Raw genomic sequence first — 12,238 nt, forward strand, 5'->3', positions numbered from 1 at the left:
ACCTGCCCCCGATCCAGATAACCAGGGGAACAGAATGGGCGGATCGATCGACCGGGCGCTCGCCGCTCATCCCTTATTTGCGCCGTCTTTACGGCTGCGAGAATTGTTGGCCCGCCTCAACGATAGGCTGGACAAGAACGCTGTTGTCATGGGCCCGGATGTCGGCGATGCCTATTGCGCGGACGCGACAGACAAGCGCGGTGTGCGGCCGTCCATTCTGTTTCGCCCCAAGGATACTGCATCGGTGTCGGCCATTCTTTCCGCATGCGATGCCGTTCGCCAGCCTGTGGTCGTGCAAGGCGGACGGACCGGTCTTGCAGGCGCCGCGCGGCCTTTGGCTGGCGAGGTTGCGCTGTCCCTGGAGCGCATGAGCGCGATCGAACCCGTCAACGCGGATGCCGGAACTGTCATCGCCCATGCCGGCGCGACCCTGCAGGCCGTGCAAGAGGCCGCAGCCAGCCACGGCTTCATGTTCGGCGTGGATATCGGTGCGCGCGGCACCTCCACCATCGGCGGCAACATCGCCACCAATGCCGGCGGCATTCGCGTCCTGCGCTACGGCATGTATCGCGCCCAGGTTCTCGGTTTGGAGGCCGTGCTGACGGATGGTTCGGTGCTGACCAGCCTAAAAGGCCTTCCGAAGGATAATTCGGGTTTCGATCTCAACCAGATCTTCATCGGCAGCGAGGGTACGCTTGGTGTCGTAACCCGCGCCTGCCTGCGCCTTCATCCCAAGCCGCGCTCACTGGCAAATGCATTTTGCGCACTCCCTTCGCTCAGCGCGGCAATCGCGCTTCTGCGGCGTCTGCGCCAGAGGTTGGGACCTTCCCTTTCCGCTTTCGAAGTCATCTTCCCCACCGTCTATGCAGGCGTTCTCAACCGCACCGGCGCGCCGCCGCCTGTGCCGGCGGGTGCCGGAATGTATGCGCTCATCGAGATGCAGGGGCAGGACGAAGCCGGCGACGAGGATCGCTTCGCCGCCGTGCTGATGGAATGCTACGAGGAAGGCATCGTCAGCGATATCGCGGTTTCCCGCTCGCTGCGCGACTACCATGCCATCTGGGCTTTGCGCGAGGCGGCGAGCGAGTTCATTTTCAGCATGGATCATGTCGCGGGCTTCGACGTCAGCCTGCCGATTTCAGCAATGCAGCGGTTTCTGGACAGGGCCACGGCCGAAATCGCAACTGTCGATCCCGCCGCGTCCATCTACATTTTCGGTCATCTCGGTGACGGCAATCTACATTTTCTCGTTCGCACGCACCACCATGATCGCGTCGCGGACGCGACATACTCCTGCGTCGCCAGCGAAGGCGGATCGATATCGGCCGAGCATGGGATTGGCCTTGAAAAGAAGAAGTGGCTGCCGCTGGTTCGAAGCCCGGCCGAGATGGCCGCCATGCGCCGTCTCAAATCGGCGTTCGATCTCAATAACATACTCAATCCCGGCCGCGTCTTCGACATGGAACCGACAGCACCGGGGGAGCGCGCATAAATGGCCACCCTCCCCGCAGCCGCCCACCCCGAAAACCAGCCCCAGGCCTCGGCCGCGACGACACCTAGCCTCGATGACCGCTACATGCTCGATCGGGGACGTATCCTCGTTTCCGGCACGCAGGCGCTCGTTCGCTTGCCGATGATCCAGCGTCAGCGCGACCTTGCGCGCGGACTGAATACCGCCGGCTATGTCTCCGGATATCGCGGCTCGCCCCTTGCCAGTTTCGACCGTGAAATGACACGCGCGAAGACATATCTCGACGATCATCACATCCGCTTCCAGCCCGGCCTCAATGAAGACATAGCCGCCACTGCCGTCTGGGGCACGCAGCAGACGGCGATGTTTCCGGGCGCCCGGTACGATGGTGTCTTTGCCATGTGGTATGGCAAGGGACCAGGCGTCGATCGCAGTATGGACGTGATCCGTCACGCCAACGCCGTTGGCACCAATCCGAATGGCGGTGTTCTGCTGCTCGTCGGAGACGACCACGGCGCGGTTTCGTCGACCCTGCCGCACCAGAGCGAGCATAATCTGATCTCCGCGATGGTGCCGCTCCTGTCGCCGGCCGGTGTCGGGGAATATATCGACTATGGATTGCTCGGCTGGGCGCTCAGCCGCTATTCCGGCGCCTGGGTCGGCTTCAAATGCCAGACGGAAATCGTCGAATGCACGGCGACGGTCGAGCTTGATCCCGATCGGCCCACCATCGTCTATCCCGAGGGTCATGGCGACCTCTCATTGCGCTGGCCGGATGGCCCGCATGCGATGGAGCGGCGGCTGGAAAACAAGATGGAGGCGATACACGCTTTCGCCCGTCAAAACGGCATCGACAGAACGGTCTGGGGTAGCACTGCCGGCAAAGCGAGGCTCGGTATCGTTTCGACCGGGAAGTCATGGCTCGACCTCATGGGCGCGCTGGCAAGCCTTGGCATCGACGAGCGCCGGGCCGGTGACCTCGGCATCCGGCTTTACAAGATCGGCATGGTCTGGCCGATCGAACCGGAATGCCTGCAACGGTTCGCCTCCGGCGTCGAAACCCTGTTGGTGGTCGAGGAAAAGCGCGCAATCATCGAAGACCAGATCAAGGCTCAGCTTTTCAACATGGCCGCGGACTGGCGCCCAAGGGTCTACGGCAAATTCGGCGTGGATGGTAAACCGCTCTTGTCCGCGGCCGGCGAGATCAATGCCGTCGCGGTTGCGAGAGCGATTGTCTCTCTCATCGGTGAGCATCACACCGATCTGCTGGCCAGATCGCGCGATATCGAGGCGCTCCTCGCGGCCAGTGCCACGGAAACGCCTGCGCTGAAACGCGACCCCTATTTCTGCTCCGGCTGTCCGCACAGCATTTCCACCCGACTGCCCGAAGGAAGCCGCGCGTCGACCGGCATCGGCTGTCATATGATGGTAATTGGGCTGGAAGAGCGCAACACCTCGACCTTTACCCAGATGGGCGGCGAAGGTGGCTCATGGATCGGCCTTTCCCAGTTTACGGACGAGAAGCATATCTTCGTCAACATGGGCGACGGCACCTATTTCCACTCCGGGCTGCTTGCGATCCGCGCCGCAATTGCCGCCAAGGTCAACGCCACCTACAAGATCCTCTACAACGATGCCGTCGCCATGACCGGCGGCCAGAAGCATGACGGCGACGTCTCCGTTCCCGGCATTGTCGGACAGATGCTCGCCGAAGGCGCGGCCCGGGTCGCCGTGGTGGCCGAGCGCCCCGAGGTCTGGCAAGGCAATCTGCCGCGCGGCGTTACCGTCAACCACCGCGACGAGCTGGATGCGGTGCAGCGCGAACTGCGCGAGGTGCCGGGCGTTACCGTCCTCGTCTACGATCAGGTCTGCGCTGCCGAAAAACGGCGTCGGCGCAAGCGTGGCGCTTTGGCCGTCTCCGACAAGCGCGCCTTCATCAACGAGCTCGTCTGCGAGGGTTGCGGCGACTGTTCCGCGGTTTCCAATTGCATCTCCATCGAACCGCAGGAGACGGAGTTCGGTCGCAAGCGGCGGATCAACCAGTCGAGCTGCAACACCGATCTCTCCTGCATAAAAGGCTTCTGTCCGAGCTTCGTTACCGTCGAGGGCGGGACCATCCGCAAGCCGGCGCCAAAGGCAGGCCAGGCAAGCTTCGACGACCTCCCTCTTCCGGCCATCCGACCGATCACCGACCGGCCCTACAACATGCTGCTCGCCGGCATCGGCGGGACGGGCGTCATCACAGTTAGCGCCATACTGTCAATGGCCGCGCACATTGACGGCCTAGCTGTACAGACGCTCGACCAGACCGGTCTTGCCCAGAAGAATGGGGCCGTCATTTCGCATCTGCGGGTCGCAATGACGCGAGAGCAGATCACATCCGTGCGCATCGGACCGGGGGAAAGCGATCTGGTCCTCGGCTTCGATATCGTCGTGTCAGCGGCCCAGAACGCCCTGTCCACATTCGCTGCCGGCCGGACCAAGGCCGTTCTTGACGATCATTTCGCGCCGACCGCCTCGTTCGTGCAGAACACCGCGATCGACTTTCGCCAGGAAGCGACGGTGAAGGCGTTGCGCAAAGCGGCTGGTGACAATGCCATCAGCCTTATCGCCGCGACAAAACTGGGCGCGGCCCTGATGGGCGACGCGATCGCGGCCAACATGTTCCTGCTTGGCCATGCCTGGCAGCGCGGTCTTGTGCCAATCAGCCTCCAGGCAATCGATGCGGCGATCGAACTCAACGGCACGGGCATTGCGATGAACCGCGCAGCCTTTGGCTGGGGCCGTCGCTCGGTGGTCGATCCGGAAGCTGTCAAACAAGCCGCCGCAATCGACCTGGACGAGGCGCCAGCCAAGCAGACGCTGGACGACCTCGTCGCCAAGCGCATCGAGTTCCTGACGCACTACCAGAACACCGCTTATGCAGCCAAATACCGCAAGCTGGTGACGACCGCCCGCAATGCCGAGGCACGACTGAAGCTCGGAGATGACTTCTCCGAAGCGGTGGCGCGCAATGCCTTCAAGCTGATGGCCTATAAGGACGAATATGAAGTGGCTCGTCTCCACAACGACCGGAGTTTCGCGGACAAGATCGCCACGCAGTTCGAAGGCGATTTCGAGATCAAGCACCATCTGGCACCGCCGCTCTTTTCCCGAAGGATCGACAAGCGCACCGGCAACCCGGCAAAGATTGCCATCAGCCGCAAGTTCATCTCGCCGGCATTCTCCGTGCTGGAGAAAATGCGCTTCCTTCGCGGCACACCGCTTGATCCGTTCGGTTACACGCACGAGCGTCGCATGGAGCGCAAGCTGGTCGCCGATTATGCGGCACTGATCAACGACCTCTCAGCAAACCTGTCGCCGGAAAACCAGCAGCGTGCCATCGCGCTTGCCCAACTCCCCGATCAGATCAGGGGGTTTGGTCCGGTCAAATCAGCGTCGATAGAACGTTTCGAGAAGAACAAGGCGGCCCTGTTGATGCAGGCTTCGAGCACTGCATCGCAACCGGCTGACACCAGCGTAAAGAGGAAAAGCATATGAGCATGACCGAGAGCTTCGAGACCATTCTCTACGACAAGGATGAACAGGACAAGTTCGCGACAATTACTATCAATCGGCCGGACAAGCTCAATGCGATGAACAAGACGACGGTGCGCGAGATCGACCGCGCCGTTGCGCTGGCCGTCGCCGACAAGGACGTCAATGCATTGGTGATCACCGGTGCCGGCCGCGCGTTTTCGTCCGGTTACGATCTGCAAGGCGCAGACTATGACGTCAGCATCGAGGACTGGCATGCCGACATGTCGGAAAATGCCCAGGCGCTTCTGAATATCTGGAAAGCTCCAATCCCCGTCATCGCCTCGGTGAACGGCTATGCGCTTGCCGGCGCGCTCGAACTCGTCATGTCGTGCGATCTCGCGATCGCCGCGGACAACGCCAAGTTCGGCGAGCCGGAAGTCCGGCACAATTCCGGCCCGCCTGCTCTCTTCATGCCATGGCTGCTGGCCACCCGCGATGTCCGCTGGCTGATGTATACGGGTGATCTGGTGGACGCCGAAGAAGCGCTGCGCATGCATCTGATCAACAAGATCGTGCCCGCCGATCAGCTCAAGCAGAAGACCGAGAACCTGGCGCGCAAGCTGGCGCGGATGCCGGTTCCGGCGATCAAATTCGCCAAGTCCTCCATCAACAACCAGCAGATCGCCGCCGGCCTGATGACATCCTTCGATTACAACGTGCACGCCATTGCCGCCCTCCATGTCAGCAAGGACGGGCAGGAATGGATGCGCAATCTTCAGAAGATGTCGCTGAAGGAATATCTCGAATTTCGCGACGCACCCTTCAAAGGGCTCGACTGACATCATCTCCCTCGTTGGCAGGCCGTCAAGCCGCCACAACAACACGGCTACGTTCATTCCGGAAAGGATCAGACAATGCAGACGGCCCCGTCCTCAAGGCAGGATATGGACAGCATTCCGGTCATAGATATCTCGCCTTTCATTCATCAGACCGCCGGCAGCGATGCCGTAGTCAAGGCGATCGAGGCCGCCTGCCGCGAAACCGGCTTCTTCCTGATCACCGGACATGGCGTCTCCACGGAGGCAACCGCGCAGCTTTACAATCTTGCCCGAGATTTCTTCGATGAACCGCAGGAGTGGAAGAAGCAACAAGGCCGGGGAACCTCGCTAAAGGGGGGCGTCGCTTTCTCCCCCATCGCGGACGAGGCGCTGAGCGCCACGCTTGGGATCAAGACGCCGGGTGACTACAAGGAAAGCCTGAATTTCGGGCCGCGCCTTCCGGGTGACGTCTGGCCTACGGTACCACAGGGATTGCAGGCGGCCTTCAACGCCTATTTTGCCGAGATGGAGACGCTCGCTGGGCATTTGCGACGCGCATTTTGCCGGGCGATCGGGCTTGCGCCCGATTACTTCGAGCCGGCCTTTGCAGACCACCTTTCAGCACTCCGCGTCATCAACTATCCGGAACAACAGGAAAGCCCGCTGCCCGGCCAGTTGCGCGCAGGCGTCCATACCGATTACGGCTTCATGACCATTCTGCGCTCGGAGGCATCTCCGGGAGGGCTTCAGGTCCGTAGGCGCGACGGCGAATGGCTGGATGCGCCGAACGTCGAAGGCGCCTATGTCGTCAATATCGCCGACGCCTTCATGCGCTGGACCAATGACGAATGGCTGTCGACGCCGCATCGGGTTGCCAATCCGCCCGGCCACTTCAAAGGAACGACACGGCGTCAATCCATTCCCTTCTTTGTCAATCCATCGAAAGAGACGCTCATCGAATGCCTGCCGCCTTTTGCGGCAAAGGCGCCGGCGAAATACACGCCGATTACCTATGGAGACTATATCGCGCTGAAGACAAGCCAGGCCTTCAGCAAGTCCTGAGCGCAGAAGCGAAACATCGCCTGCCGCACCAGCACCCACTGACACGCAGTATAACAAGGGGAACCCAGATGATGAACATGAACAGGCGGCAGCTTCTTGCCGGAATGGGCGGCCTTGCCGCAGCAAGCATGATCAACCTTCCCGCGCGCGCGCAAAGCAAGACGCTCGTCGTGCCAACGCTCGGCGGTGCCTGGGAGCAATTCTGGCGCTCCACACTTGCACCGGCATTTACGGCAAAGAGCGGTGCCGCGGTGACACTCGATGCCGGCAACGGCCGTGTCTGGAGCGCCAACCTGCGGGCGGCGGGCGCTGAAAATCCTCCCTATTCGATCCTGATGACCAACGAGGCCTTCGCCTCCAGCCTGCGCAAGGAAGGCTTCTTCGAGAAGCTCGATCTGACGAAACTGTCGAACTACAACGACCTCTACCCCCTTGCGAAGAAGACGGATGGTTGGGGCGCCGTGGCGATGGTCTCGCCGATCGGCATCGCCTACCGCACCGATATGGTCAAAACCCCGCCGAAGGGATGGAAGGACCTTTGGGAAAACCCGGAATTCAAGGGTCGCATCGGCCTCTACAACTTCGCCAACACGGCCGGCAAGATGGAGCTGATGCTGGCATCGAAGATCTTCGGCAAGGATCAATACGACATCGATGCCGGCTTCAAGGCGCTGGAAAAGCTCGGGCCGGTCATACAGGCGGACTTCAACCTGTCAACGGGCCTTGCAGCCGGCGAATTCGTGGTTGCGCCCTTCGACTTCGGCGAAGTGGCGCGCCTGCGCTCACAGGGGCTGCCGATCGATGTCGTCGTTCCCGAAGAGGGCATGCTGATGTTCGACCAGACGCTGAATATTCTTGCCCACGCCCCGGAAAAGGAACTCGCCTACCAATATGCCGACTTCCTGCTCTCGCCGGAGGGACAGATACCGCTCATGAAGCAATTCTTCGTCTCACCCACCAATTCCAAGGTGGTGGTCCCGGCCGATCTGCAAAAGGATGTGCCGATCTCGGGCGAGGCGATGGACAAGATCCTGACATGGGATTGGAATTTCATGAACCAAAAGCAGGCCGAGTTCTCGGAGAGCTGGGCAAAGGTCATGCGCTAGACGCGCCCTGATGATCCCCTCGCTATATGCCGGCCCGCCTCTATGCGGTCCGGCTGCTTTCTCGATATGGTGGCACGAACGTGATCGCCGCCGGCAGAATTTGGAAGATCGATCATGACAGAGGTGAGCATCGAAGCGCTGACCAAGCACTATGGGGCGTCTCTTGCGGTCAACGGCATTTCCGTGAAAATCGCCGACGGGGAGTTTATCTCCCTTCTTGGCCCTTCCGGCTGTGGCAAGACAACCACGCTGAAAATGATCGCCGGCTTCGAGGACGCTACATCAGGTGCGATCCGTTTTGATGGACAGGACGTCGTGCATGTGCCTGCCGAAAAACGCGACATTGGCATGGTTTTCCAGAACTACGCCCTGTTTCCGCATATGACCGTCGCGCAGAACCTGGCGTTCGGACTGGAGATGCGCCGCAGACCGAAGCGCGAGATCGCCGAGCGCACGGCGCGTGTTCTCGACATGGTGCAGCTCTCCGGCTATGCCGACCGCTATCCGCGCCAGCTTTCCGGCGGACAACAACAACGTGTCGCGCTTGCCCGAGCGCTGGTGATCGAACCTCGAATTCTCCTTCTCGACGAACCGCTTGCCAACCTCGACGCCAAGCTGCGCGAAGAGATGCGCGTCTTTATCCGCGACCTTCAAAAACGTGTTGGCATCACCACCGTTTACGTGACCCACGATCAGGCCGAGGCTATGACCATGTCGGATCGTGTCGTGGTCATGTTTGGCGGGCAGATCGCCCAGTATGGCGCACCAGCCGATATCTACGATCGGCCGGCGAGCCTCGAAGTCGCGCAATTCGTGGGACAGGTCAACATCCTGTCGGGCCGGCTACTATCGACGGAAGCGAACGATATCTCGATCATCGATACCGCGCTCGGCACGGTCAGGATAGGCAATGCTCCGAAGTCGCCCGATGGAGCCGTGACGCTGGTATTGCGTCCCGAGGCCGTCGAGTTGTTTCCGGAAAGCGCGGGACAAACAGGCACCCCGGCCACTGTCACTGCGAGCTATTATTCGGGCAGCCTGATTGACTACCGTTTGGCACTCGACAGCGGAGACACAATCAGCGTTCAGACTTTCCCCCGCAGCCGCTTCTCTCCGGGCGACCGTGTCACAGTCAAGGTCGATGGCGATCGCTTCTGGGCGCTCGGAGCTGCCGTATGAGCCTTCGAGCGAAATCTCTGAAGCCCTTTGCCCTGATCGCCCCGGCTGTTCTGCTACTCGGCGTCTTCCTGGTATTGCCATATATCAACATCGTGATCATGAGCCTGCGCAATCCGGGGAGCGGCACGCCCTATGCGCCCGGCTTCACCCTGGGGAACTATCTGAGACTCTTTGCCGACAGCTTTTACCTGGAGCAGACCGCAAACACGTTGATGATCGGTTTCATCACCACCTTTATCTGCCTTGTTCTCGGCTTCCCCGTCGCATGGCAGCTTGCGAAGACCCAGATGCGTTTTCGTGGCCTGGCCTATGGCCTCGTGCTCTCGCCGCTTCTCGTCGGCATCGTCATTCGCAGCTATGGCTGGACGATCCTGCTCGGCAATAACGGCATGATAAACCGCACCCTGATCGGCTTGGGCCTGATCGATCGCCCGCTCGGCCTGATGTACAACTCTCTTGGGATCGTGATCGCCCTGGTGCATGTCTTCCTGCCCTTCATGATCCTGCCGCTCATGAGCGCGCTGCAAGGGATAGACCCGTCGATCGAGACGGCTGCCCGTTCGCTCGGAGCCGGGCGCATCATCGCTTTCCGGAGAATTGTTCTGCCGCTGGCCATGCCAGGCATACAGGCCGGCTGCATACTGGTCTTTGTCCTGTCGCTCAGCGCCTATGTTACGCCGTCCTTGATCGGTGGCCTGCGCGTAAAGACGATGGCGGTCAGTGTGGTCGACGCGCTTATCGACACGTTTCAATGGCCCTTCGGCTCGGCCATGGCGCTGATGCTGTCTTTGACAGGGGCGATCATGGTGTTGCTGTTTGCAAGGCTCACCCGCATGAAATGGAAGGCGAACTGATGTCCAGGCACCTCCTCACCGGCTATTGCCTGCTGATCTACGCCTTTCTGCTGCTGCCGATCCTCGTGGTCGTCGGCGCCTCCTTCAACGCCGGTGCCTTCCTGACGTTCCCGCCGCAGGGACTTTCATTTCGCTGGTACGTGGTGTTCTTCCACAATGAGGTCTTCCTCAGTGCCATCAAGACATCGCTCTGGGTAGCCGCGGTCTCGACGGTGATTTCCTCGATCATCGGCACGATGGCGGCAATTTTCTATGTCCAGCATGCCGGACGCTGGAAGGAAAGCATCCGGCTCGCCATGCTCTTGCCGCTGCTGCTGCCGGAAGTGCTGACGGCCATCTCACTGTTGTTCTTCGTCTATTCGATCGGCATGGGCACACGAACGATCGCCGCGATGATCATAGGCCATTGCCTCATTACCCTTCCCTTCGTCTTCATCAACGTTTCGGCGGCCATGGAGTCCTACGACCCCGCCTGGAGCCTGGCGGCCAAGAGCCTCGGCGCGGGACCACTGACGCGGTTTCGTCGCATCATGCTGCCACTGATCAAGCCCGGCGTGATCGGCGGATGCCTGTTCGCCTTCATCATATCCTTCGACACGTTCACCATATCCTTCATGCTGAAGAACGTGGGGACCGCCACGCTTCCAATCCAGCTCTACGACTATCTGCGCACGAACTTCACCCCCGAGGCCGCCGCCGTATCGACGGTCTCGATCGTGCTCACCTTGTTCGTTGTTATCTTGTCGGAGAAAGTGCTGGGCCTTCGCATTCACCGCTTCTGATGTTCATGTCGAGGCGGAACCGGCGGTGCATTCGCCTCTTACTCCGCGGCCTCCGGCCTGGTCAGCGCCCGGCGGCAGGCCTCGATCGAAGCCAGTTCGATGCTGGCATAGTGATCGAATTCGTTGAGCACGCTCGTCCCGAGATCGGCCTCGAAATGCAGCTGATTGGGGCTGGCGGCAAACTCATGCTGGGCATCGTCGCCGAGATTCGACTGGAAGATACCCGCCGCACTCACCGGCAGGAAGTCCTCGTAGACGATAGGATCGAACTGCACCAAACCATCGGCGATCCACTGCTCGAGATCCTCACCGGTCAGGCTGCCGGCCTTCCGGCCCTTTTCCGTCAGCGAATAGCTGAAATAACCGAGTTCCTCGGTGCGGATCGCCTCCCAATTGTCCGGGAAGGTTTCGAAGGCTTTGGCGAGCGCCGCCTCGTATTCCTTGGCGTTCGAACCATCAGCAGCCGGCCGAACGATCCCGCGGGAATCGGTTAGGAGCGCGTCATAGAGCGCCCGGCCCTTGGGGGTCAGCGCGATGCCGCGCTGCTCGATCTCGCCGAAGCGGGCTGTGTGCGAGCCGGCCTGCCAGGAGCCATCCTCCGCACGAAAGGACACCGGCTCTTCAAGCGCCTTGAACGAGGTCTGGCGCAACAGGATCGGGCATTGGCGAGTCGGCGGCCCCTCGACCACCGCCTTCGGCACGATGCCATGCGCCGGCATGCGGGCCTGGACGAGATCGATGTCAAGCGTGCGCGGCGTCAGGTGATTGATATGCGGCCCCTTGAAGGAGACGACATCGGCGATCAGACGGTGAGCATCGTGCAGGCGGTGATAAAGCTCGGCGCTGACGTTGGCGCGATCATGCCAACGAAAGGTTTCGAGAACTTCGGAAACGAACCTGTCGGCATCGCCTGCTGCAAGCCCTCCATCTTTCTCAGCCTTTTCAGCGAGCGCGATTGCACCTTCCGTGAAGATCTTCCGGCGGGCAAGGACGGCCTCCGCCTCGGCGCGCAGCCTCTCGTCCGCGATCAGATCGAGCCGGAGAAGCGATGTGAAGACACGGAAGGGATTGCGCTTGAGGGCCGCGTCGCCGACGGGGCGAAAAGCAGTCGAATGCACCGGCACACCCGCCGTCGACAGATCGTAATAGCCGACCGGATACATGCCCATCACGGCAAAAATCCGCCGCATCATCGCAAGCTCGGCGGCGGTGCCGAGACGGATGGCGCCATGCCGCTCCTCAGAGATCCGCGCCAGCGAGTCCGTTTCGTCGAGTCGTTCCTGAAACTTGGGGTTCGCGGCCAGCGTTTCCGCATTGACCTCCGACACCAGTTCCATCAGCGCGCCATAGGCGGGAACTTCCTTGCGATACATGTCCGACATGGCGGCGGAGAATGCGTGGCGAATTTCATCGGGGGAAACATGCAACGTGGTCACGGGCATTCTTT

The 12,238-nt window shown here is 60.9% G+C and carries 9 protein-coding genes; 8 read left to right on the forward strand and 1 reads right to left on the reverse strand.

Annotated features, from left to right (window positions below; genetic code table 11):
• Positions 1–34: 34 nt before the first annotated feature.
• From EX00_RS12870 to EX00_RS12905, 8 genes are all read left to right on the forward strand, one after another.
• Positions 35–1,492 carry an FAD-binding oxidoreductase gene (locus tag EX00_RS12870; RefSeq protein WP_047458153.1) on the forward strand — a complete coding sequence of 486 codons (1,458 nt, stop codon included), beginning with the start codon at positions 35–37 and terminating at the stop codon, positions 1,490–1,492.
• A complete protein-coding gene (locus EX00_RS12875; RefSeq protein ID WP_047458155.1) occupies positions 1,493–5,011 on the forward strand; it encodes an indolepyruvate ferredoxin oxidoreductase family protein in 3,519 nt (1,172 codons plus the stop codon).
• On the forward strand, positions 5,008–5,829 hold the full coding sequence (locus tag EX00_RS12880) for an enoyl-CoA hydratase/isomerase family protein (protein WP_047458157.1): 822 nt from the start codon (positions 5,008–5,010) through the stop codon (positions 5,827–5,829). The genes EX00_RS12875 and EX00_RS12880 overlap by 4 nt, the downstream gene beginning before the upstream one ends.
• A gap of 75 nt (positions 5,830–5,904) precedes the next feature.
• Positions 5,905–6,870 carry an isopenicillin N synthase family dioxygenase gene (locus tag EX00_RS12885; RefSeq protein ID WP_047458160.1) on the forward strand — a complete coding sequence of 322 codons (966 nt, stop codon included), beginning with the start codon at positions 5,905–5,907 and terminating at the stop codon, positions 6,868–6,870.
• A 68-nt stretch (positions 6,871–6,938) separates the two neighbouring features.
• Positions 6,939–7,976, forward strand: coding sequence for an ABC transporter substrate-binding protein (locus EX00_RS12890; protein WP_047458162.1), 1,038 nt, complete (start codon positions 6,939–6,941; stop codon positions 7,974–7,976).
• Positions 7,977–8,090: 114 nt separating this feature from the next.
• A complete protein-coding gene (locus EX00_RS12895) occupies positions 8,091–9,155 on the forward strand; it encodes an ABC transporter ATP-binding protein (protein WP_047458164.1) in 1,065 nt (354 codons plus the stop codon).
• On the forward strand, positions 9,152–10,009 hold the full coding sequence (locus EX00_RS12900) for an ABC transporter permease (RefSeq protein ID WP_047458166.1): 858 nt from the start codon (positions 9,152–9,154) through the stop codon (positions 10,007–10,009). Before EX00_RS12895 ends, EX00_RS12900 begins: the two co-directional genes overlap by 4 nt.
• Complete coding sequence (locus EX00_RS12905; RefSeq protein ID WP_047458168.1) at positions 10,009–10,791, forward strand: ABC transporter permease; 783 nt, start codon at positions 10,009–10,011, stop codon at positions 10,789–10,791. The genes EX00_RS12900 and EX00_RS12905 overlap by 1 nt, the downstream gene beginning before the upstream one ends.
• A gap of 38 nt (positions 10,792–10,829) precedes the next feature.
• On the opposite strand, the gene hglS is transcribed toward EX00_RS12905, so the two are convergent.
• The gene (gene hglS, locus EX00_RS12910; protein WP_047458171.1) at positions 10,830–12,233 is read right to left on the reverse strand and encodes a 2-oxoadipate dioxygenase/decarboxylase HglS; all 1,404 of its coding nucleotides are present in this window, start codon (positions 12,231–12,233) and stop codon (positions 10,830–10,832) included.
• Between the last annotated feature and the right edge of the window lie 5 nt (positions 12,234–12,238).

The organism is Martinezella rhizogenes, assembly GCF_000799715.1.
GTDB lineage: Bacteria > Pseudomonadota > Alphaproteobacteria > Rhizobiales > Rhizobiaceae > Rhizobium > Rhizobium rhizogenes_C.